24 protein-coding genes and 1 pseudogene are annotated in these 21,454 nt (G+C 70.3%); 14 read left to right on the forward strand and 11 right to left on the reverse strand.

Annotation, left to right across the window (positions count from 1 at the left end):
- Positions 1-143 precede the first annotated feature (143 nt).
- The 3 genes from BLW84_RS10120 to BLW84_RS10130 form a co-directional block, all read right to left on the reverse strand.
- The gene (locus BLW84_RS10120; RefSeq protein WP_093264091.1) at positions 144-1,892 is read right to left on the reverse strand and encodes an ABC transporter ATP-binding protein; all 1,749 of its coding nucleotides are present in this window, start codon (positions 1,890-1,892) and stop codon (positions 144-146) included.
- Positions 1,889-3,454 carry an ABC transporter transmembrane domain-containing protein gene (locus BLW84_RS10125; RefSeq protein ID WP_093264093.1) on the reverse strand — a complete coding sequence of 522 codons (1,566 nt, stop codon included), beginning with the start codon at positions 3,452-3,454 and terminating at the stop codon, positions 1,889-1,891. Before BLW84_RS10125 ends, BLW84_RS10120 begins: the two co-directional genes overlap by 4 nt.
- A gap of 67 nt (positions 3,455-3,521) precedes the next feature.
- Positions 3,522-3,788: a hypothetical protein gene (locus BLW84_RS10130; RefSeq protein WP_177226385.1), complete on the reverse strand. Its 267-nt coding sequence runs from the start codon at positions 3,786-3,788 to the stop codon at positions 3,522-3,524.
- Positions 3,789-4,051: 263 nt separating this feature from the next.
- On the opposite strand from BLW84_RS10130, the pseudogene BLW84_RS48960 reads away from it, so the two are divergent.
- From BLW84_RS48960 to BLW84_RS10150, 5 genes and pseudogenes are all read left to right on the forward strand, one after another.
- Positions 4,052-4,168: pseudogene (locus BLW84_RS48960) on the forward strand (SigE family RNA polymerase sigma factor); the annotation flags it as partial.
- A gap of 122 nt (positions 4,169-4,290) precedes the next feature.
- Positions 4,291-4,500 (forward strand): hypothetical protein, encoded by a 210-nt coding sequence (locus tag BLW84_RS48965; protein WP_245761060.1) that lies wholly within the window; start codon positions 4,291-4,293, stop codon positions 4,498-4,500.
- A gap of 221 nt (positions 4,501-4,721) precedes the next feature.
- The gene (gene purB / locus BLW84_RS10140; RefSeq protein WP_093264097.1) at positions 4,722-6,155 is read left to right on the forward strand and encodes an adenylosuccinate lyase; all 1,434 of its coding nucleotides are present in this window, start codon (positions 4,722-4,724) and stop codon (positions 6,153-6,155) included.
- A 98-nt stretch (positions 6,156-6,253) separates the two neighbouring features.
- A complete protein-coding gene (locus tag BLW84_RS10145) occupies positions 6,254-6,640 on the forward strand; it encodes a helix-turn-helix domain-containing protein (RefSeq protein ID WP_093264341.1) in 387 nt (128 codons plus the stop codon).
- A gap of 34 nt (positions 6,641-6,674) precedes the next feature.
- Positions 6,675-7,085, forward strand: a complete 411-nt coding sequence (locus BLW84_RS10150) for a VOC family protein (protein ID WP_093264343.1) — start codon at positions 6,675-6,677, stop codon at positions 7,083-7,085.
- A 104-nt stretch (positions 7,086-7,189) separates the two neighbouring features.
- On the opposite strand, the gene mca is transcribed toward BLW84_RS10150, so the two are convergent.
- On the reverse strand, positions 7,190-8,041 hold the full coding sequence (gene mca / locus BLW84_RS10155) for a mycothiol conjugate amidase Mca (protein WP_093264100.1): 852 nt from the start codon (positions 8,039-8,041) through the stop codon (positions 7,190-7,192).
- Positions 8,038-9,447 carry an MDR family MFS transporter gene (locus BLW84_RS10160; RefSeq protein WP_093264102.1) on the reverse strand — a complete coding sequence of 470 codons (1,410 nt, stop codon included), beginning with the start codon at positions 9,445-9,447 and terminating at the stop codon, positions 8,038-8,040. The genes mca and BLW84_RS10160 overlap by 4 nt, the downstream gene beginning before the upstream one ends.
- Positions 9,448-9,689: 242 nt before the next feature.
- Here BLW84_RS10160 and BLW84_RS10165 point away from each other — a divergent pair, with 242 nt between their 5' ends.
- Positions 9,690-10,292 carry a TetR/AcrR family transcriptional regulator gene (locus BLW84_RS10165; RefSeq protein ID WP_093264105.1) on the forward strand — a complete coding sequence of 201 codons (603 nt, stop codon included), beginning with the start codon at positions 9,690-9,692 and terminating at the stop codon, positions 10,290-10,292.
- Positions 10,293-10,367: 75 nt separating this feature from the next.
- Here BLW84_RS10165 and BLW84_RS10170 read toward each other — a convergent pair whose 3' ends face one another.
- The gene (locus BLW84_RS10170; RefSeq protein WP_093264107.1) at positions 10,368-11,018 is read right to left on the reverse strand and encodes a TenA family protein; all 651 of its coding nucleotides are present in this window, start codon (positions 11,016-11,018) and stop codon (positions 10,368-10,370) included.
- Between the two features lie 104 nt (positions 11,019-11,122).
- On the opposite strand from BLW84_RS10170, the gene BLW84_RS10175 reads away from it, so the two are divergent.
- From BLW84_RS10175 to BLW84_RS10185, 3 genes are all read left to right on the forward strand, one after another.
- The gene (locus BLW84_RS10175) at positions 11,123-12,016 is read left to right on the forward strand and encodes a phosphoribosylaminoimidazolesuccinocarboxamide synthase (RefSeq protein ID WP_093264110.1); all 894 of its coding nucleotides are present in this window, start codon (positions 11,123-11,125) and stop codon (positions 12,014-12,016) included.
- 260 nt (positions 12,017-12,276) lie between these two features.
- Positions 12,277-12,990 (forward strand): DUF2334 domain-containing protein, encoded by a 714-nt coding sequence (locus BLW84_RS10180; protein WP_093264112.1) that lies wholly within the window; start codon positions 12,277-12,279, stop codon positions 12,988-12,990.
- Positions 12,991-13,081: 91 nt separating this feature from the next.
- Positions 13,082-13,525, forward strand: a complete 444-nt coding sequence (locus BLW84_RS10185) for a hypothetical protein (protein ID WP_093264114.1) — start codon at positions 13,082-13,084, stop codon at positions 13,523-13,525.
- Between the two features lie 265 nt (positions 13,526-13,790).
- Here BLW84_RS10185 and BLW84_RS10190 read toward each other — a convergent pair whose 3' ends face one another.
- The 3 genes from BLW84_RS10190 to BLW84_RS10200 all read right to left on the reverse strand — a co-directional run bounded on the left by BLW84_RS10190 (position 13,791) and on the right by BLW84_RS10200 (position 16,113).
- Complete coding sequence (locus BLW84_RS10190) at positions 13,791-14,426, reverse strand: MBL fold metallo-hydrolase (protein ID WP_093264116.1); 636 nt, start codon at positions 14,424-14,426, stop codon at positions 13,791-13,793.
- A 179-nt stretch (positions 14,427-14,605) separates the two neighbouring features.
- Complete coding sequence (locus BLW84_RS10195; RefSeq protein ID WP_093264119.1) at positions 14,606-15,586, reverse strand: NAD-dependent epimerase/dehydratase family protein; 981 nt, start codon at positions 15,584-15,586, stop codon at positions 14,606-14,608.
- A gap of 122 nt (positions 15,587-15,708) precedes the next feature.
- Positions 15,709-16,113: a hypothetical protein gene (locus BLW84_RS10200; protein ID WP_093264121.1), complete on the reverse strand. Its 405-nt coding sequence runs from the start codon at positions 16,111-16,113 to the stop codon at positions 15,709-15,711.
- A gap of 262 nt (positions 16,114-16,375) precedes the next feature.
- Between BLW84_RS10200 and purS the strand changes: the two genes are divergently transcribed.
- Genes purS through purL form a run of 3 tightly spaced genes read left to right on the forward strand, consistent with a single transcriptional unit; the run spans position 16,376 to position 19,574 of the window.
- Positions 16,376-16,615, forward strand: a complete 240-nt coding sequence (gene purS, locus BLW84_RS10205; RefSeq protein ID WP_093264124.1) for a phosphoribosylformylglycinamidine synthase subunit PurS — start codon at positions 16,376-16,378, stop codon at positions 16,613-16,615.
- Positions 16,612-17,289, forward strand: coding sequence for a phosphoribosylformylglycinamidine synthase subunit PurQ (purQ, locus tag BLW84_RS10210; protein WP_093264126.1), 678 nt, complete (start codon positions 16,612-16,614; stop codon positions 17,287-17,289). The genes purS and purQ overlap by 4 nt, the downstream gene beginning before the upstream one ends.
- A complete protein-coding gene (purL, locus tag BLW84_RS10215) occupies positions 17,286-19,574 on the forward strand; it encodes a phosphoribosylformylglycinamidine synthase subunit PurL (RefSeq protein WP_093264129.1) in 2,289 nt (762 codons plus the stop codon). Before purQ ends, purL begins: the two co-directional genes overlap by 4 nt.
- A gap of 66 nt (positions 19,575-19,640) precedes the next feature.
- Here purL and BLW84_RS10220 read toward each other — a convergent pair whose 3' ends face one another.
- Both BLW84_RS10220 and BLW84_RS10225 read right to left on the reverse strand, forming a co-directional pair.
- Positions 19,641-19,874: a DUF397 domain-containing protein gene (locus tag BLW84_RS10220; protein WP_177226387.1), complete on the reverse strand. Its 234-nt coding sequence runs from the start codon at positions 19,872-19,874 to the stop codon at positions 19,641-19,643.
- A 12-nt stretch (positions 19,875-19,886) separates the two neighbouring features.
- A complete protein-coding gene (locus BLW84_RS10225) occupies positions 19,887-20,723 on the reverse strand; it encodes a helix-turn-helix domain-containing protein (RefSeq protein ID WP_093264134.1) in 837 nt (278 codons plus the stop codon).
- A gap of 100 nt (positions 20,724-20,823) precedes the next feature.
- Between BLW84_RS10225 and BLW84_RS10230 the strand changes: the two genes are divergently transcribed.
- Together BLW84_RS10230 and BLW84_RS10235 are read left to right on the forward strand one after the other, a co-directional pair.
- Positions 20,824-21,057 (forward strand): HC3 family zinc finger protein, encoded by a 234-nt coding sequence (locus tag BLW84_RS10230; RefSeq protein ID WP_093264135.1) that lies wholly within the window; start codon positions 20,824-20,826, stop codon positions 21,055-21,057.
- A gap of 82 nt (positions 21,058-21,139) precedes the next feature.
- A complete protein-coding gene (locus BLW84_RS10235; RefSeq protein ID WP_093264138.1) occupies positions 21,140-21,358 on the forward strand; it encodes a hypothetical protein in 219 nt (72 codons plus the stop codon).
- Positions 21,359-21,454 lie beyond the last annotated feature (96 nt).

Below are 21,454 nucleotides of genomic sequence, written 5' to 3' on the forward strand. Positions count from 1 at the left end.
CTCAGTTTGCACGGCCGCGGGTTCTCAGGCGTCGCCCCGCGAGGACAGCCCCGACGTGGTGTATTGGACATACATGATGTCGGGGATCCCACAGCGAGGCGGCGCCTGAGGTTCCGCTACCCGCACCGCTACGGAAACCACTTTTAAACCCTTCTTTGAGCCACCCGGTACAGCCGCGCGTACGAGCCGTCGGCGGCGAGCAGCTCATCGTGGCTGCCCAGCTCGACGATGCGCCCGTCGGACATCACGGCCACCTGGTCGGCGTTGCGCGCGGTGTGCAGCCGGTGCGCGATCGCGATCACCGTGCGCCCCGCCAGCAGCGTCGAAAGCGCCCGTTCGAGATCCCGCGACGTGACGTTGTCCAACAGCGACGTCGCCTCGTCGAGGACCACCGTGTGCGGGTCGGCCAGCAGCACCCGGGCCAGCGCGAGCTGCTGCGCGCGGGCCGCCGGAACCGGGTGCCCGCCCGCGCCGAGGACCGTGTCCAGCCCGTCCGGCAGCGCCGCCACCCAGTCCTGCAGCCCGACCGCCTTGAGCGCGTCGGTCAGCTGGTCGTCGTTCGGGTCGCCGTCGGCCAGCGCGAGGTTCTCCCGCAGCGAGCAGGCGAAGACGTGGTGCTCCTGGGTCAGCAGCACCACCTCGCGGCGCAGCTGTGCGGCGGGCAGGTCGGTGATCTCGGTGCTGCCGAAGGCGACCGACCCGGAGTCCGGCCGGCTGATGCCGGCGATCAGCCTGCCGAGGGTCGACTTGCCCGCGCCGGACGGGCCGACGATCACCAGCCGCTGACCGGCCGGGACGGTCAGGTCGATGCCGTGCAGGATCTCCCGGTCTGTCCGGTAGGAGAAGCGCACGTCGCGGATCACCAGGTCGCGGCCGGGCTCCTCCTCGGGGCCGGACGCGGCGTCGTCGGCCACTGGGATCTCGCGGACGCCGAGGATGCGTTGCAGCGCCGTGTGCCCGGTCTGCAGCTCTTCGAGCCACATGAACAGCTCGTCGAACGGGTTCGACATCGCCTGCGCGTAGAGCACGACGGTGATGATGGTGCCGAGCTCGACGAGATCCGCCTGGTACGCCCAGCCGCCGATGAGCAGGATCGCGCCGATCGGCAGCACGTACGACAGCTCCAGGAACGGCAGCCACACGGTGAGCAGGTACCGGTGCCGCTTCTCCGATGCGGCGGCCCGGCCGAGCATCTGCTCGTTGCGCGCGCGGCGGCGCGCGCCCAGGCGCAGGGCAGCGATGGCTCGCGCGCCCTCGACGGATTCGTGCGTGCTCGACTGGACCTCTGACCAGTTCGCCGCGACCTGCGCGAGGTTCGGCAGCGAACGCGGGAAGTACCAGCGGGTGCTGAAGACCATCAGCGGCACCGCGACCAGCATCCCGCAGGCGAGCAGCGGCGAGGTGACGATCATCGCGGTGCCGGTCAGCACGATGGTGATCAGCGCCGTGGCGATCTCGGGCGCGGCGTTGCGGATCGTGTAGTCGAGCCGGTCGACATCCGTGGTCGCGCGGCTGAGCAGGTCGCCGGTGCCGGCCGCCTCGACGGTGCCCAGCGGCAGCCGCAGCGCGTGGCCCACCATGCTCTCGCGCGATTCCGCGAGCAGGTGCTCGCCGAGCATCGTCGCGCGCAGTCGCGCCGAACGAGCCAGCAGCGCCTGCACCACCAGCACCACGAGGAACACCGCGGCGAGCAGATCGACGTAGTCGGTGGTGGTGCCGGTGACCACCGAGTCGACGAGGGAACCGAGGATCTGCGGTCCGATCAGGCCGACCAGCGTCGTCAGGCCGAACAGCAGCATCATCGCGGCGAAGTGGCGGCGGTGCACCAGGAGCGTGCGCCACATCCAGCTGCGCACCGCGGTTCCGCCCGCCAGCGGCAGTTTCGTGCTCATGCATCGTCTCCCGCGTGCCGCACCTGATCCGCCACGGCCATCCACAACGGACTCTGACTCAGCACCACGGTGGTGCGCCCGCGCCGCAACTCGCCTACTCGCTCGGCGATCCTCGCCTCGGTGTGCGCATCGACCGCCGACGTCGGCTCGTCCAGGATCAGCACGTCGGCGTCCGCGCACAGCGCGCGGGCGAGCAGCAGGCGCTGCCGCTGACCGCCGGAGAGCGAGCGGGCGCGCTCGTCGAGCAGCCCGTCGGCGGGCAGGGCCGACATCACGTCGTGCGCATCGGCCGCGTGCAACGCGCTTTCGACGTCCACATCGGACTCCAGGTCGATCTCGGTGCGGGCCGGTCCGGAGAACAGCTGGTCCTGGTTGTGCGCCAACACGATTCGGCGGCGCACCTCGTCCGGCTCGACGTCGCGCAGCGGCACGCCGTCGGCGATCGCCGCACCGGCGAGGCGCTCCGCGAGCGCCTCCGCGTGTTCGCCTGCGTCGATCACGGTCAGCTCGCCCGCCGGGATGCGCAGGCCGCTCGCCTCGTCGAACAGCTCCAGCGGACCCGGCGGCAGCGGCTTCGGGTGCTCCGGCGGCGCGGGCTCGGGCTCCAGCCGCAGCAGCGAGCCCATGCGACCGGCCGCGACCTGCGCAGAGGCGAACGCGTAGGCCGCCTCGGTGGCGGTGCGGACGGGGATGACCAGGTACGCAGACACGCCGTAGAACGCGACGAGCTCGCCGACGCTGATGTCGCCGTCCAGCGCCAGCCGCGCGCCGATCCAGGTGACCAGCACCGTGACCAGGCCGGGCAGCAGGATCTCCGCGGCGGACAGCAGCGCCTCGATCCGCCCGGCGGCCACCCCGGCGACCCGGACTCGCTGGGAGGCGTCGACGAACCGCGCGTGGAAGCGGGACTCGCCGCCGACGCCGCGCAGGATCCGCAGCCCCGACACGATGTCCGCGGCCTGCGCGCTGACCTGCGACAGCTCCTCCCGCTGCGCTTCCTCGCGGCGGCGCAGCGGGGCCAGCAGCGGCCCGATGCCCACGGTCGCCAGCGGCACGCCGATCAGCACGACGACGCCCATCACTGGCGAGATCCACAGCACCGCCGCGGCGGCGACCGCGAAGGAGACCAGCGATCCGGTGGCCCGCCCGATCACCTCGAACACCCCGCCGACGCGGTAGATGTCCGTCGCGCCGACCGTGACCACCTCGCCCGCCCGGACCTTGCGCGTCAGCGTGCCGCCGAGCCCGATCACGTGGCCCAGCACGATCCGCTGGGATCCCACCGCGCCGTGCAGCCAAAGCGTGTGCGACGCCCAACTCAGCGTGCCTGCGGCGACCATCAGCGTGAGGCCGAGCGCCACCACGACCAGCACCCAGCCCAGCAGCGCGCCGTCGACGCCGTCGCGGATCCCCTCGTCGATCGCGTGGCCGACCACCAGCGGCATCAGCGCCGTCGGCAGCATCCACAACGCACCGGAAATGGTCGCAAGCGTCAGCAGTCCCGGCCGTTGTGCCAGCAGGGACCACAGGAACCGGGATGCACTCGAATCGCGCGAAGCCATGGTGACATCGACGGTAGTTCGTGTCGTGTGTCCCGGTCGACCGATTTTCCGTTGGTGCGCGGGGTGGTCAGAAGTCCCAGGTCGTTTCCGCGAAATCGCCTTCGGCGGCTTCCCGCGAGCATTCCTGGCATTTGTCGGTGACCGGCTTCGAGTTCGGTTCGCGGCCGCTCGGGGTGGGCTGCGGAACCTTCAGCGAGGCGCCGCACAGCGCCGGAATCGACTGCCCGGCGTACACCGCGCCGGGGCGAAAGATGGTGGCGTGTCTCAGGGGGAGGCCCATGCCGACGATCCAGAACACGTCCTGCCGCTCATCGCGGAACACGTCGATGGCCATCCGTTCGAGTCCTTTTGTTCGCGTCAACTCGGTCGTCCGCCAACGATATGTTCGAGATTTGGCGGCGTCCAGCGAGGGTCGGGTCATTTAGGTCCGAATTAATGTGCCGATCCGGTCTCGGTCGCGAATTCCGGGCCGGACCACCGGATTGCCTGCCGGGATGCGCGGTGCTGGACCGATCGGGTCGCGGGTTGCGCGTTCGTGCAACCCCGCTCGAACCGGGTCCGTGGAGAAGGTCGGTAGCGCGAAAGGGGACCGATTCCATGCGGGCCGAACGGGAACAGGAGTTCCGCGAGTTCGCCGCGGCGCGTGCGCTGTGGCTGCGCAGCTCGGCGTACCTGCTGTGCGGGGACTGGCACCTCGCCGAAGACCTCGCCCAGAACACGCTCCTCGAGCTCTACCGGGCGTGGCAGCGCGTAGATATGTCCACAGTAGACGCTTCGAGTCGGCGCAGGTGTTGCGCGGCTGCACCACGCGCACGCTCGATGACGGATCGATCCTCGTGGAAGGCGCGAGCGTCCTCGCCTCCCTGGGTGAGGACGGGCCGACGACGCACATCGTCCGGCACTTCCGGACCGACGGCAGCGTCGTTTCGGCCTCCGCGTCGCACACCGCCGGCGCGGAGGCCGCCGGCCTGGGCGCCTACCGGCAGCTGCACGTGGATCGCCTCGACCTGATCGCGACCGATCGAGAAATCACGTTCCAGGGCTGACGCCCGCCGAACCGCTTTCCAATTCGAATCGCCGACTCGACGGAAATATCCGATTCGGTGGATTTTGTCTTCCGGCAGGCGTGGGGAACGCCGATTTCGCGCGAAAACGCCCGAAGCGAGGCGTCGGGCGCCGAACGGGTGGGGCCGCCGCCTCGCGTCGCGGGGCCGGGCGCCGACCGGGTGGGCCGAACGGGGGCACCCCGCCGGTATCCTGGCTGTTCGTGACGGTCAAGCCCAGCATTCCGAACGTCCTCGCCGCCCGCTACGCCTCGCCCGGGCTGGTCGAGCTGTGGTCCCCGCAGCACAAGATCATCCTGGAGCGCAAGCTGTGGCTCGCGGTGCTGCGCGCCCAGGCCGACCTCGGCATCGAGGTCCCCGAGAACGCGGTCGCCGACTACGAGCGGGTGTTGGAGCAGGTCGACCTGGACTCCATCGCCGCCCGCGAGCGCGTCACCCGCCACGACGTCAAGGCCCGCATCGAGGAGTTCAACGCCCTCGCCGGCCACGAGCAGATCCACAAGGGCATGACCTCCCGGGATCTCACCGAGAACGTCGAGCAGCTGCAGGTCCGGCTCAGCCTGGAGCTGGTCCGCGACCGCACGGTCGCCGTCCTGGCGCGGCTCGGCAAGCTCGCAGGCGAGTACGGCGAGCTCGTCATGGCCGGGCGCTCGCACAACGTCGCGGCCCAGGCGACCACGCTCGGCAAGCGCTTCGCCACTGCCGCCGACGAGCTGCTCGTCGGCTTCCACCGGCTGGAGGAGCTGCTCGCGCGCTACCCGCTGCGCGGCATCAAGGGCCCGGTCGGCACCTCGCAGGACATGCTCGACCTGCTCGGCGGCGACCCGGCGAAGCTCACCGAGCTGGAGCGCCGGGTGGCCGGCCACCTCGGCTTCGGCAGCACGCTGACCAGCGTCGGCCAGGTCTACCCGCGCTCGCTGGACTTCGAAGTGCTCACCGCGCTGGCGCAGCTCGCCGCCGCGCCGTCGAACGTGGCGACCACGATCCGGCTGATGGCCGGGCACGAGCTGGTGACCGAGGGCTTCAAGCCGGGCCAGGTCGGCTCCAGCGCGATGCCGCACAAGATGAACACCCGGTCCTGCGAGCGGGTCAACGGCCTCGCGGTGGTGCTGCGCGGCTTCGTGTCGATGGTCGGCGAGCTGGCCGGTGACCAGTGGAACGAGGGCGACGTGTCCTGCTCCGTGGTGCGCCGGGTGGCGCTGCCGGACGCGTTCTTCGCCTTCGACGGCCTGCTGGAGACGTTCCTGACGGTGCTCGACGAGTTCGGCGCGTTCCCCGCCGTGGTCGCCCGCGAGCTCGACCGCTACCTGCCGTTCCTGGCCACCACGAAGGTGCTGATGGCGGCGGTGCGGGCCGGCGTCGGCCGGGAGACCGCGCACGAGGCGATCAAGGAGAACGCGGTGGCGGTCGCGCTGGCGATGCGCGAGCAGGGCGCGGAGCGCAACGACCTCCTGGACCGGCTGGCGGCCGACGACCGCCTCCCGCTGGACCGGGCCGAGCTGGACGCCCTCCTGGCGGACCGCCTCGCCTTCACCGGAGCGGCGGCGGCCCAGGTCGGCGCCATCGTGGACCAGGTCGAGAAGATCACGACCCGCCACCCGGAGGCGGCGGCCTACAGCCCGGCCGACATCCTCTGACGACAGCAGGAGGGCGCCCCGACCGGGGCGCCCTTCTCGCTTCGAAGACGTGGTGGGATGGCGTTGTGAGCCGCGCTACCGAGGAGAACAACCGCCGCATGCTCCGGGCGCGGGATGCGATGGACCGCGCCTACGCGCAGCCGCTGGACGTGGCGGCCCTGGCCCGGATCGCCCACGTGTCGGAAGCGCACTTCGCGCGCACCTTCCGGGCCACGTTCGGCGAGACGCCGCACCGCTACCTGCAGCGCCGCCGCGTCGAGCGCGCGATGCTCCTGCTGCGGGAGACCGATCGCAGCGTGACGGACATCTGCTTCGCGGTCGGCTTCGGCAGCCTGGGAACGTTCAGCCGCACGTTCCACGACATCGTCGGCAGCTCGCCGCGGACGTACCGCAAGGAAGCCGTGGTCACGAGCGTGCCGAACTGCTTCGTGATGGCGTGGACGCGGCCGAGTTCCCGAGCTCGCCGATCGATCAGTTCTGGATAAGTTTTCCCGGACCCGGCTGATTAGCGTGTTGTCCATGTTCAACGCCATCACCCACTCGCAGATCTACGTCCTCGACCAGGACGAGGCCCTCGACTTCTACGTCGGCAAGCTCGGCTTGGAGGTCAACACCGACATCGACATGGGCTTCATGCGCTGGCTGACCGTCAGCGTCTCCGGCCACCCGGAGCGCCAGATCATGCTGGAGAGGCCGGGGGCTCCGTCGTTGTCCGAGGAGGCCGCGCAGGAGGTCCGCGAACTGGTGACCAAGGGCGCGATGGGCGGATGGTTCATCCTCACCACGGACGACTGCCACAAGACGTACGAGACGTTGCTGGCCAGGGGCGTCGAGTTCACCGAGGAACCCACCGAGCGCCCGTACGGGATCGACTGCGGCCTCCGCGATCCCTTCGGCAACCGCCTCCGCTTCACCGAGCTGCGGGCCTGAGCGTCGCGGCCTGACCGGCATCCGCTGACGGCGGGAACCCTGGACTTCCCTGCTCGTGAGCACTTTGGACTGCCATAGCGATCCAAAGTGCTCACGAGACCGGCCTAGACCGTGATCCCGGTGAACAGGTCGTCTTCCGGGAGGTTCGTGCCGACCAGGCTGCGGGCCAGGTGGTAGTCCTCGGTCGGCCACACCTCCCGCTCGACTTCGCGCGGGTGCGCGAAGAACGGGTGGTCCGGGTCCATCTGCGTGGCGTGCGCGAGCGCCGCCCGGTCCCGGGCCTCGAAGTGCTCCGCGCACCGGATGCGGGTGGTGACGGCCAGGTTCGGGGCGGTGTCCGGCCAGTCGGCGAGCACCGGCGCGAACAGCGACTCCAGGCCGCGCGTCGTCATCGCCTCGTCCAGCGCCTCGAACCACGCGCGGGACAGCGCGGCCTGGTAGTACAGCTTCAGCGGCTGCCACGGCCGCCCGTCGCCGGGGTAGCGCGCCGGATCGGCGGCCGCCTCGAACGCGGTAGCGGTCACCTCGTGGGTCTTGATGTGGTCGGGATGCGGGTAGCCGCCGGTCTCGTCGTAGGTGATGACCACGTGCGGCCGGAACTCGCGGATCGCGGCGACCAGCGGCCGGGCCGCGACGTCGAGCGGCTGGGCGGCGAAGCAGTCGTCCGGCAGCGGCTCGCCGTCGGCGGGCAGCCCGGAGTCGACGAACCCGAGGAACCGCTGCCGCACGCCGAGGATCTCCGCGGCGGCGGCCATCTCCCGCCGGCGGATCCCGGCCAGGTTCGCCCGCACCTCGGGGCGGTCCAGCCGCTTGTTGAGCACGTCGCCGCGTTCCCCGCCGGTGCAGGTCACGACCAGCACCTCCGCCCCCGCGGCGGCGTAGCGGGCCAAGGTGGCGGCGCCCTTGCTGGATTCGTCGTCGGGGTGGGCGTGCACGCTCATCAGGCGCAACGTCATTTCGGCTCCTTCTTCGCGGCGGGCAGCAGGAATGCGGGGATCAGGCTCAGCGCGGTGATGCCGAACGCCCACCAGAAGGTGTCGCCGAACGCGGCCGCCGGTTCCGGCGCCGACGAGCCCTGCAGCACCACCACCAGCAGTGCGGTGCCCAGCGATCCGCCGATCCGGTTGAGCACGTTCAACGCGCTGGCCGCGCGGGGAACCTCGTGCCGCTGCACGCTCTGGTAGACCGCGGCCATGCCGGGGGCCATCGTCATGCCCATTCCGATCCCGCGCAGCAGCAGGGAAGCGGTCAGCAACCAGCCCGGGGGCTGGGCGGCGAGCTGGGTGAACGACACCGTTCCGGCGAGGGCCACGAGGATGCCGGCGAGCAGCAGCGGTCGCGGCCCGATCCGGTCGGAGAGCCGCCCGGCCGCGAACGTGGTGATCGCGGTGCCCAGCGCTTGCGGCGCGAGCAGCAGCCCGGCGGCGAGCGGTCCGACGTGCTGGACCTGTTGGTAGTAAAGCGGAATCAGCAGCATCGAGCTGTAGAGCGAGGCGCCGAGCAGGAACGAATTGCCCGTGGCGGCGGCAAATCCCCGGCGCGCGAACAGGCGCAGGTCGATCAGCGGCGCAACCCGGCCCCGCAGCGCATGCACGCCATAGCCGAACAACAGCACCGCGCCCGCGGCCAGCGGTAGCACCGTCCACATAGAACTGAAACCGCCGGCAGCTCCGGCCGCGGTGAACCCGTACACCACGGCGGCCAGCCCGGGCGAGAGCAGCAGCAGGCCGACGGCGTCCAGCCGGTTGCCGCTCGCGGTGCCCGGCTCGGACGGCAGCACCCGCACCGCCAGCCACAGCGCGATGAGCCCGATCGGCAGGTTGATCAGGAACATCCAGCGCCAGTCCAGGCTCTGCACGATCGCGCCGCCGAGGATCGGGCCGACCACCGGCGCGAGCATCACCGGGATCGACGTCACGCCCATCACGCGGCCGATCTTGGAACCGGCGGCCTGGGCGACCATCGACTGGCCGATCGGCTGCATCATCCCGCCGCCGATGCCCTGCAGGACGCGGAACGCGACCAGCGCCGGGGCCGACCAGGCGATGCCGCAGAGCGCGGACCCGCCGACGAACAGGGCGACCGAGACCAGCCACATCCGCTTGGCGCCGAACCGCTCGGACGCCCAGCCGGAGATCGGCATCACCAGCGACACGGCCAGCAGGTATCCGGTTGACACCCACTGGATCGTGCTCAACGGGCTGCGCAGCTCGCCGGCGATCGCGTCGATCCCGACGTTGACGATCGTGGCGTCCAGCCCGCCCAGCACCGCGCCGAGCAGCAGGACTCCGGCCATCCGCCACAGCTGCGCTGGAACCTCTTCATCCGATCGCGCCGCCGGGGCGGCTTTCGCAACCGTCATCGCACCTCCTCGCGTCGAGCAACGGAGGTTAACTTAGGTTGAACCTAATAATTAGGTCAAGTACATTATTTGGGTGCGACCTAGCCTGGTGGCTAGGCTGGCGGCATGAGCCCTGTGCCAACCTCAACCCTCCTCAACCGCACCCCGGGGGACCGTGACGCAAACCAGCCACGAGAAACCACGCAACGGGAGATTGGGCTGAACGCAACCACCACTGTGGATCGCGGAGAGGCGGACCAGTCATGAGCACGGAGGGACTGCGGGAACGGCGCAAGCGGCAGACGAGGCAGGAGATCTCGCACGTCGCGACGCGGCTGTTCATCGAGCACGGCTTCGAGAACGTGACGATCGCGCAGGTGGCGGCCGCGGCCGGGGTGGCGAAGATGACCGTCACCAACCACTTCCCGCGCAAGGAGGACCTGCTCCTCGACATGCACGAGGAACTGGTCGCCGGGCCGGCGCAGGCGGTCGCGGAGCGCGAACCGGGCGAGTCGGCGCCGGCGGCGCTGCGGCGCGCCTACTTCGAGGCGCTGGCCCGGCGCGACGCGCTGATCGGCTTCTCCGGGGCGGAGTTCGTCCGGGTGATCAGCGGAAGCCCGACGCTGCAGGCCCGGCTGCGGGAGATCCACGAGCAGCGGGAACGGGCGCTGGCCGACGCGCTGGCGCCGGAACTCGCCGAGTTCACCGCCAAGCTCCTGGCGGCACAAGCCACGACGGCGTACCGAGTGCTGCTGGAGGAGATCTTCCGGCGAACGCTCGACGGCGCGAACCACGAGGAGATCGCGGCGGCGATCGAGCCCCTCGCCGAGCAGGCCTTCGACGCGCTGCAACGAGCCTTCGAGTGAGCCGTAAGGCCAGGTCAGTGGCCGTGCGTACTTTGTGTCGCTGGAGCAGCACAAAGTACGCACGGGCCTGACCCGTCACTTCCAGTGGGCGTTGAAGAAGTCGAGCTCGCAGCGCGTCGCCTGCTGGAACACGCGCAGGCAGCGGGCCCGCTCGCGCTCGTCCAGGTCGGCGCCGATCCGGTCGAGCTCGCCGCACAGCCACCGCACCCAGCCCTGGAAACCCGGGTTGTTGTGCAGCGTGATCCACTCCGCGTGCACGAAGTTCTCCGGCGGCGAGGCCGGTGCCCGCATCGCCCACTCCAGGTAGGTCCACTCCGCGACGGTCAGCACCGTCAGCACCTCGGCGTAGCTCCCGTTCGCGTTGGCGTCGTTCATCACGTCCCGGAACGCCACCGTCGCCTCGTCCAGCACCGGGCGCACCCGGTCCGCCTCGCCGACGCCCAGCGCGTCGAACGCGCGCTGGAAGTAGGTGTTCTCCTCGCTGGTGACCACGGCGATGCTGCCCGCGATCGCCAGCCGCGACGAGTAGCGGTCCGCCTTGGCCACCGCGGAACCCAGCAGCGCCAGGAAGTCGTCGACGAACTGGTAGTCCTGCACCAGGTAGGAGCGCATCGACTCGACCGGCACCAGCCCGTCGAACAGGCCCTGGGTGAACGGGTGCGTGACGACCGCGGTCCAGTCGGGCTCGCTGCGCTGGCGGAGCCAGTCGGTGAATGTCTCGGTCACGAAGTCCTCCTGTGGTCGATCGGGGCTGGTCCGGGCGGCCCACGCCGGTTCTTACCACCGGCCCGCGTGCGAGTGCCCTGGCCCCGGTGCGAGACAATCCGCACGTGGTTGCACTCGCCGATTACCCCCAGATCGCGGCCGGCAAGGTTCGCCAGCTGCACGCCGTGGACGACGAACACCTGCTGCTGGTCGCCTCCGACCGCATCTCGGCGTACGACCACGTGCTCGACACCCCGATCCCCGACAAGGGCCGGGTGCTGACCGCGATGAGCGTGTTCTGGTTCGAGCTGCTCGCCGACGTGATGCCGAACCACCTGGTCGCCGCCGACGACCCGCGCATCCCCGGCGAGGTGCGCGGTCGCGCGCTGCTGGTGAAGCGGCTGGAGATGCTGCCGGTGGAGTGCGTGGCGCGCGGCTACCTGACGGGTTCCGGGCTCGCCGACTACCAGCGCACCGGCGCGGTGTGCGGCGTGCAGCTGCCCGGCGGGCTCGTCGAGGCGTCCGAGCTGCCGGAACCGATCTTCACCCCGGCGACGAAGGCCGAGATCGGCGAGCACGACGAGAACGTGAGCTTCGAGGCGGTCGCCGAGCAGCTGGGCGCGGAGCGCGCCGCGGAGCTGCGCGACCTGACGCTGCTGGTCTACCGCCGGGCGGCGGAGCACGCGCGCGGTCGCGGCGTGATCCTCGCGGACACCAAGTTCGAGTTCGGCCTGGCCGGGGACGGCTCGCTGGTGCTCGGCGACGAGGTGCTCACGCCCGACTCGTCGCGGTACTGGCCGGCGGACGGGTACGAGGCGGGCAAGGTGCAGCCGTCGTTCGACAAGCAGTACGTGCGCAACTGGCTGACCTCGCCGGCTTCCGGCTGGGACCGCGCCTCGGACACCCCGCCGCCCCCGCTGCCTGCCGACGTCATCGACGCCTCGCGCGCCCGCTACGTCGAGGCCTACGAGCGGATCACCGGCCGCTCCTTCGCCGACTGGCTCGCCCCCGCGCAGTAGTCCCGCATCACCCGGGAGACTCGCGAAACCGGCCGCCACCCGGGCGAACTCGGCGCGGCGAGCACGGGCAGGCGCGCGATTTCTCGTGGAATCGCGCTGCCGCCGGCCCGGTTCCCCCGGTCGGAGTATGCGTCGGCGTGTCGGCGTCCGGCCGGGACCGGGCTTGCCGAAGGTGGCGGCGTGGAGGTTCGCCGGATTTGCGCCGGGACGACACCTGGCCGTCAGGTCGTGGACACCCGGACCAGGCGGAATGAGGGATCGTGAGCACGCCGCTCGTCGTGTCGTTGTCCGGTCTTGGGCTCCGGGTGCTGGACCAGTGCGCGGAATTCGCCGCCGAACTGGACCGCCGCCAGGTCCCGCTATCCCTGCTGATCTCACCGCGCCCGGATCACCTGGAGGCGCGGAACCCGCAGTCCCCGCTGCTGGACTGGGTGGCCGAGCGCCTGGCGCGGCGCGACGCCATCAGCCTGCACGGCTTCGCCCGCCTGTCCCCGGGCCTGCGCGCCCGTCTCGCCCCGGCCGCCCAACTCCCGGCGCACGAAGCCGGGCTGCGGCTGGCGGCCGCGTCGGCGGTGCTGGAACAGGTCGGGCTGCGGACGAACAGCTTCATCCCGCCGCGCTGGCTCGCCTCGCCCGGCACCGTCACCGCGCTGCAGCGGCGCGGATTCTCCGTCTGCGCGGACGCGATGGCGGTCCGGGATCTCACGACCGGCCAGGTGCACCGGGCGCGGATCCGGATGCTCGGCCCGGGGGAACGCGCGGAGCCGTGGTGGTGCCGGGCGCTGGTGCTGGGCGTCGAGCGGGCGGCCCGCCGCGGGAGGCCGGTCCGGCTCGCGATGGACGCCGCCGAGCTGCGGAAACCGGCCGCGAGGCAGGCGCTCCTGGACGCCGTGGACCTGGCGCTGCACCACGGCGCGCGGCCGGTCACCTATGCCTCGTTCGCCCGCCGCTCCGCGACGCCGGCACGGGGATGAGGATCCCCTCATTCGACCTTCAGGGCCGCCTCACGCTGGGCGCCGAAGCTGGTTCTCGTCAGGCGAGAGCAGCCAACGGAGGACGAGGACGATGCGGATTCGGAACACGAAGCGGACCTGGCTCGCGGCGGTGGCGGCGGTAGCGCTGGTGGGCCTCGGCGGAACGGGAGCCGCGCTCGCAGCGGAAACCGGCACGGCCGAAACCCCGCGAGCGGCGACCCCGGCCGACCAGCTCCCGCTCGCCCAACCAACCCCGGTCTGCTTGGACGACCAGGACGACCACTTCGAAGACGCCGACGACAGATTCGACGACGACGCGGACGACCGCTTCGACGATGACCGCGACGTCGACGACCGCTACGACGACGACCGCGACGAGGTCGATGACCGCTTCGACGACTGCGACGATCACCTCGACCTGGACGACCGCCTAGACCTCGACGACAACCTGGACGACCGCGACGACCACCTGGACGACCGGCCCGGCGACCACCACGACGTCGACGACCAGGACGACGACCGCAACGACGACTGAACCTGCGACCCCGCCACCAGGCGAAGCACGCCGGAAGGATGTCGATTTCGCGCGACATCAGCGCACCGCACGCGTGGCAGATGGCGGTTTCGCGCGAAATCGCCGCGCCTACGCGGGCGTGATGCCGGTTTCGCGCGAAACCGCCGCGTCCGCGCGTGACTGGTGGCGGTTTCGCGCGAAAACGGCGCGTCCGCGCAGGGCCGGGGACGGTTTCGCGCGAAAACGGCGGCTGGCGCGGCGGGGCCTCCTTGGCGCCCGGTCCGGGTCAGAGCGTGGTCTGGGTGCCCTTGGTCAGGACTTCGAGGGCCGTGTCCTTCGGGCCGAGCTGTTCGAACATGCGGTAGTGCATGTTCGGGTTCGCCAGCACCGCTTCGTGGATCGGCACCGCCGCTCGCGGCGCCACCGCGCGCAGGAAGTCGACCGCTTCGGAGAGCTTCAGCCACGGCGCCCCCGTAGGCACGCCGAGCACGTCGATCCGCTGTTCCGGCACGTAGAACGAGTCGCCGGGGTGGTAGAAGGCGCCGTGGTCGACGACGTAGCCGATGTTGTCGATCACCGGGATGTCCGGGTGGATCACCGCGTGCGTGCCGCCGACGACGTTGATCGACGCGCCGCCCAGCTCCAGCGACTCGCCGGGGCGCGCCGTGGTCGCGGCCAGGCCCTTCTCGGCGATCGCCGGCGCCGAGCCCGAGTCGGCCACCAGCCGGGCGTTCGGGTTGGCGGCGAGCAGGGCCGGGAGCCGGTCGAGGTCGAGGTGGTCGAAGTGCTGGTGCGTGATCAGCACGGCGTCGAGGTCGCGGAGGTCTTCGAAGTCGGCGGAGAACGCGCCGGGGTCGATCAGCAGTCGCGCCGAATCGGTCTCGACCAGCACGCACGCGTGTCCGAAGTGGGTGATCTGCACGGTGTTTCCTCCTAGATGAGCGAGCACGTCCACTCTTCCACGCTGCTCGGCTACCGGCGGAAGATCACCGGAGGTTCGGTTTCCGCTGGTAGGAGCCCGTGCGTGTTTTGTGCTGCTATGGCGACACAAAACGCGCACGGGTTCTGACCAGGCCGAAGGAGGTCGGCGAGATCACCGGGTCACTTGGCGAGGGTGGCGAGGAGTTCGGCTTCCTCCTCCGGGGTGAGCCCCGCTCGACGCTCTCGGTCCAGGCCCAGTGAGCGCTCGGTCTCCAGCGCCGCCGACACCGTCTCGGCGAGCGGCCGGATGCGCAGGCCCGCGTCGAGGCTGGGCTGGGCGTTGCGCGCGACGATGCCCTGGTGGCTTTCCGGCAGCCAGAACGGCAGCGACTTCGGGCCTGCCCAGGGCTGCACGCCCGCTTCGGTCAGGGCTTCCGGCGCGATGGCCACGAGTTCCGTGCCAGGCGGCGCGACCAGCTCGGCGATCTGCGCCAGCAGCTCGTTCAGCGGGGTGGTCGGGCTCGTGCCGTCGAAGGTGCCGGTAATGCCCTGCTCCCCGGCGTCCACGATCCACGCCGCCAGGTCGCGCACGTCGGCGTGCTGGGTCGGGTGGTCGGCGTCCGGCACGAGCACGCGACCGCCGCGCGCCATCCGCGCCGGCCAGTAGCCGAACCGGTCCGAGATGTCGTTCGGCCCGGTGATCAGGCCGGGGCGCAGCACGAAGGCCCGGTCGCCGACCGCGGCGCGCACCGCGTTCTCGCACGCCACCTTGATCCCGCCGTAGGCCTCGGACGTGCTCACGTCGTCGGAGTCGGTGATCGGCTCCAGCAGTTCGGCGTCGGTGCTCAGGCCGGGCGTCTCGTTGTCGGCGTAGACGTTGATGGTGGACACGAACGTCCAGTGCCCGGCCGTCGCGCCCAGGACGTCGAGGGCGTCGCGCACCCACCGGTAGTTCCGCGCCACGTCGACCACGGCGTCGAACCGTTCCCCGGTGAGCTGGCCGAGGCCCTGCTCCCGGTCCACCGTCACCAGCTTCGCGCCGTCGGGAATGTTGCCGCCCGTGCCGCGCGCCGCGCAGACGACGTCGTGCCCCCGCCGGAGGGCCTCGGCCGCCACCGCGTGCCCGAGGAAAACCGTTCCGCCCAAAACCAAGATCCGCATATCGGCACCCTGCCTCGACCGGTCCGGGCATCGCGACGGTTCTCGCTGCGGGTGAACGCTTTACGCGATCAGCTGAATCGCGAGTGGGGCGCCCCCGGCCGGGGACGCCCCACTGCGCGAGGTCACTTCGTGACGGTGATCTTCATGGTCGGGCCCGCGCTGCCGCCGATGCGGGTGTGCACGATGTACTCGCCGGGCGCGACGTCGGCGATGGTGGCCACCGCCTCGGCGTTGCCGTCGCGGTCGTTCACGACCTCGGCGAGGCCTTCGTCCGCGCCGAACGGGTGTTCCCGGTTGCGCACGAACGCCGCCGACGAGATCCAGTTGACGCCTTCGGCGCCGTGTTCCAGCCGCAGGACCAGCGTGTTGCCCGCCCGGACCTGCGACTTGTCCGCGGTCAGCAGGGCGTTCTCGGCGGGCGCGACGGCCGCCGGGCCATGGCTCGGCGCCGCCATCGCCGGCACGGTGGTGGTCAGCGCGAGGCCGGCGAGCAGGCCGGCCGCCATCAGCGTCTTGATTGTGCGCATCGGTGTGCGTTCCCCCTAGGTAACTGCAAGCGGGGCCCGGGTTTCGGTGCCCCGGTCGTAATAGACGTCCGTCGGGCCAAAGGTTTAGACAATGTGCGAAAATTGTGGCGCAAGACACAGGCCGTGTCGGGTGTCGTGAGCCACGCCGCACCTCCGGCCCCTGCCCGGCAGGGTGAACTCCCAGCTCAGTTACCCTTTGGCGGTACTGCTGGCCATCCGCCGGGGTCCCGGCGGATCTGCACGGAAACCGGGAGCAGCACCCGTGGCCCGAGTCGTTGTCGACGTCATGCCGAAGCAGGAAATCCTCGATCCGCAGGGACAGGCGGTGGCGAACGCGCTGCCCCGTCTCGGTTTCGAGGGCATCACCGAAGTCCGCCAGGGGAAGCGGTTCGAGCTGGAGGTCGCCGACGACGTCGACGACGCCACGCTCGCCAAGATCGCTGAGACGCTGCTGGCCAACCCGGTGATCGAGGACTGGACCGTTCGCCGGGTGGACGCATGAGCGCGAAGATCGGCGTCGTCACCTTCCCCGGCACCCTCGATGACGTCGACGCCGCGCGCGCGGTGCGCCGTGCAGGTGGCGAATCGGTCGCCCTCTGGCACGCCGACCACGACCTCAAGGGCGTGGACGCGGTGGTCGTTCCCGGCGGCTTCTCCTACGGCGACTACCTGCGCTGCGGCGCGATCGCCAAGTTCGCCCCGGTCATGACCGAGGTCGTGGAGGCCGCCCGCAAGGGCATGCCGGTGCTCGGCGTGTGCAACGGCTTCCAGATCCTGTGCGAGTCCGGGCTGCTGCCCGGGGTGCTGACCCGCAACGCGGGCCTGCACTACGTCTGCCGCGACCAGTGGTTGAAGGTGGAGAACAACAGCAGCGCCTGGACCACCCGCTACGACGCGGGCGCCGAGCTGCTGATCCCGATCAAGCACGGCGAGGGCAACTACGTGGCCGACGAGGCCGTCCTCGACGAGCTCGAAGGCGAAGGCCGGGTGCTGTTCCGTTACGCGGGCGAGAACCCGAACGGTTCGCGGCGCGACATCGCGGGCATCACCGACGCGCGCGGCCGGGTCGCGGGCATGATGCCGCACCCGGAGCACGCGATCGACCCGCTGACCGGCCCCACCGACGACGGCCTCGGCATGTTCCTGTCCGTTCTGGATGCACTGGTGGCAGCGTGACCAATCTGGCAAAGGTGGACAGCGTCGATCACGCGAAGTCCACACCCGACGTCGACCAGCCGTTCCGCGAGCTGGGGCTGAAGGACGACGAGTACGCCCGGATCCGCGAGATCCTGGGCCGCCGGCCCACCGAGGCCGAGCTGGCCATGTATTCGGTGATGTGGAGCGAGCACTGCTCCTACAAGTCGTCGAAGGTGCACCTGAAGTACTTCGGCGAGACGACCACCGACGAGATGCGCGAGAAGATGCTCGCGGGCATCGGCGAGAACGCCGGCGTGGTCGACATCGGCGACGGCTGGGCGGTCACGTTCAAGCTGGAGAGCCACAACCACCCGTCGTACGTCGAGCCCTACCAGGGCGCGGCCACCGGCGTCGGCGGCATCGTCCGCGACATCATGGCGATGGGCGCCCGCCCGGTCGCGGTGGCGGACCCGCTGCGCTTCGGCCCGGCCGACGCGCCGGACACCAAGCGGGTGCTGCCCGGCGTCGTCGCCGGCGTCGGCGGCTACGGCAACTGCCTGGGGCTGCCGAACATCGGCGGCGAGGTCGTCTTCGACGAGTGCTACGCGGGCAACCCGCTGGTCAACGCCATGTGCGTGGGCGTGATGAAGGTCGAAGACCTGCACCTGGCGCACGCCAGCGGCAAGGGCAACAAGATCATCCTGTTCGGCGCGCGCACCGGCCTCGACGGCATCGGCGGCGTGTCGGTGCTGGCGTCGGAGACGTTCGACGGCGACGAGAGCGGCGGCGGCCGCAAGAAGCTGCCCAGCGTCCAGGTCGGCGACCCGTTCGCCGAGAAGGTGCTCATCGAGTGCTGCCTGGAGCTGTACCACGCCGGGCTGGTCGTGGGCATCCAGGACCTCGGCGGCGCGGGCCTGTCCTGCGCGACGTCGGAGCTGGCGTCGGCCGGCGACGGCGGCATGCGGGTCGACCTGGACCAGGTCCCGCTGCGCGCCACCGGGATGACCCCGGCGGAGATCCTCTCCAGCGAGTCGCAGGAGCGGATGTGCGCCGTCGTGGATCCGTCCAACGTGGACGCGTTCATGGAGGTGTGCCGCCGCTGGGACGTCACCGCGACCGTGATCGGTGAGGTCACCGACGGCGAGAACCTGGAGATCTTCTGGCACGACGAGCTCGTGGTGGACGTGCCGCCGCGGACCGTCGCGCACCAGGGCCCGGTCTACGAGCGGCCGGTCGAGCGGCCCGCCGAGCAGGACCTGATCGTCGCGGACAGCGCGAACACGCTGGCCCGCCCGTCCACATCGGACGAACTGCGGGAGACGATCCTGCGGATGGCGGCGTCGCCGAACCTGTGCTCCCGGGCGTGGGTCACCGACCAGTACGACCGGTACGTGCGCGGCAACACCGTGCTGGCCCAGCCGTCGGACGGCGGCGTGCTGCGCATCGACGAGGAGACCGGGCGCGGCATCGCGGTCGCCACCGACTGCAACGCCCGCTACACCCGGCTCGACCCGTACGCGGGCGCGCAGCTGGCGCTGGCCGAGGCGTACCGCAACGTGGCGACCACCGGTGCCACGCCGGTGGCGGTCACCAACTGCCTGAACTTCGGTTCGCCGGAGGACCCGGCGGTGATGTGGCAGTTCCAGCAGGCGGTGCGCGGCCTGGCCGACGCCTGCCAGGAGCTGGGCATCCCGGTGACCGGCGGCAACGTCAGCTTCTACAACCAGACCGGCGCGAAGCCGATCCTGCCGACGCCGGTGGTCGGCGTGCTGGGCACGATCGACGACGTGACCCGCCGCATCCCCACCGGAATCGGTGGCGAGGAAGGCGAAACGCTGCTGCTGCTCGGCGAGACGCACGAGGAGCTCGGCGGCTCGGAGTGGGCGCGCGTCACCCACGACCACCTCGGCGGCGTGCCGCCGAAGGTCGACCTGGCGCGCGAGAAGTTGCTGGCGGAGATCGTGCTCGCGGGTTCCCGCGACGGCATGATCTCGGCGGCGCATGACCTCTCCGAGGGCGGCCTGGCGCAGGCGCTGGTGGAGACGGCGCTGATCGGCGAGTGCGGCGCCCGGGTGGTCCTGCCGGAGGGCGTGGACCCGTTCGTCTGGCTGTTCTCCGAGTCGGCGGGCCGGATCCTGGTGGCGGTGCCGCGCACCGAGGAGCTGCGCTTCACGGACATGTGCTCGGCCCGTGGCCTCCCGTGGGCCAAGGTCGGCGTCGCGGACGCGGGCGCGCAGTCGCTCGACATCCAGGACGTGGCGGACATCCCGCTGGCGGAGCTGCGCGAAGCCTGGGAAGGCACCCTCCCCAAGCTGTTCGGCTGATCCAGAGCTGACGCGAACGGCCCGTTCACCTCGTCTATCGAGGCGAACGGGCCGTTCGCGCATCCGCTAGCGGTCGAAGACGCCGCCTTTGACGGCGCCGATGAACCGGTGCCAGCTCGGCACCGGCACGGCTAAGTGCCCACCGTCCCGGTCTTTCGTGTCCCGCACCCCGACGGCATCCACACCGAGGCCAACTTCGACGCAGTTGTTGTTATTCGGGCTGTAGCTGGACTTTCGCCAGCCGACTTCCACGCAGTTGTTGCTTGGTCCGCTGTAGCTGGACTTTCGCCAGAATTCCACGATCGCGCTCCTTCAGATGTCGGCGTGCCGGCTGATCAGCTTGGTACTGGCTTCTTCGCTCATAGCACGCTCGCAAAGCCGCTGAAACACCGTGCTGAGGGCAGCCACTGCATCCTTGTCGTCGACGAGATGGCCGCCCACGGCGTACTCCTGGTAAGCCGAGGATGGCCATGTTCCGGGCGGGAAGTCCAGCAGTGTGAAGCTGCCGGAAACAGACTCGTGCAACCCGGAGCTGAACGGTAGGACCTGGATCGAGATGTTCGGCTTCGCCGCCAACTCGGCAAGGCGCCTCATTTGTTCTTGAGCGAGTGCCGGGTCGGCGGTGCATCGATGTAGCGCCGCCTCCGAGATCACCGCGTGCAGCGCCAGCGAATCGCCCTCGTCAAGTCGGACTTGCCGACGAAGACGAGCACTTACCTGTCGCTCGACCTCTTCGGGTTCCGTCATGTGGCTGCCGATGACGTTGATCGCCCTCGCGTAGGCCTCGGTCTGGAGCAGGCCAGGAATCATTTCGAGTTCGAAGGTGCGCACGCGTACTGCGTCCGACTCCATGCCGACGTAGTCCTGGAACCACGACGGCAGGCGGTAGGTCGACCACCAACCTCGCTTGCGCGCTTCTTCCCGGGTTTCTTCAAGGATCGAGCGGCGTTCGTCGGGCAGTCCATAGTGGTCCATCAGGACCTTGAGCTCCGCCTTCGACGGTGCGGTGCGGCCGTTTTCCATGTGCCGCACCTTGGCCTGGGAACAGCCCAGAAGATCCGCGATCTGGTCAGCGGAGAGCGCCTCGGCGTTCCGGAGCCTCCTCAGCTCGGCTCCCAAGGTCTTTCGACGCATCGTCGGGCTTGGCATGGCCGAAGCCTAACCGTCGCGCATGATCACTCAACTGTGCGATGTCAAATTTGATCGATAAGAAATATCGTTAACTTGGATCGATCAAGCGGAGGCGGGGATGTTCGAAAAGGCTGGTGTGGACTGGTTTTGGCGGCCGGTAGGGGTTGGGCGGCATGCGTTCGACGTGGCCGCGAAGCGGGCCGAGCCGTATGCGTCGGTGACGTCGTTCTGCGGCGTGCAGGTGGAGGCGTGGCAGGTACAGCGACTGCCGCGTGAGCTGGAGTGGATCAACGAGGACACCTGCATGGACTGCTGGCGGCGCATCAGCGCCCGGTGGGGCCCGGGTTCGTGAGTGTTTTGGAGTGCTATGGCGATCCAAAGTGCGCACGAGACCTGACCTGCGGAAACGTCAACTTCAAGGCAAGGGGAAAGCAATGTTCTGGCTTCAGGTGAGCACTCTGGTCCTGGTCAACGTGCTGATCGCGAGCATGCTGCTGGTCCGCGCTCCGCGTGCGCAGCACGGCGGCGCGGGTGATGGCGCGCTGAGTGTGTGGCAGCTGATCGAAGAGGTCGAGGCCGAGCGACAACGGGAAGCGCAATCGACCGGGCGGCACTGCCTGAACACCGAAACCCTTGCGCGCCTGCGCATCTGACCCCGAGACCAGGTCCGGCGAACTGCCTCCCCTCGCCGGACCGCATGGTGGCCGGGCGCTCCGCCCCCGACCCGGCGCCCGGCCACCCCTTCTCGC

The sequence above is a fragment of the Saccharopolyspora shandongensis genome (genome assembly GCF_900106995.1).
GTDB lineage: Bacteria > Actinomycetota > Actinomycetes > Mycobacteriales > Pseudonocardiaceae > Saccharopolyspora > Saccharopolyspora shandongensis.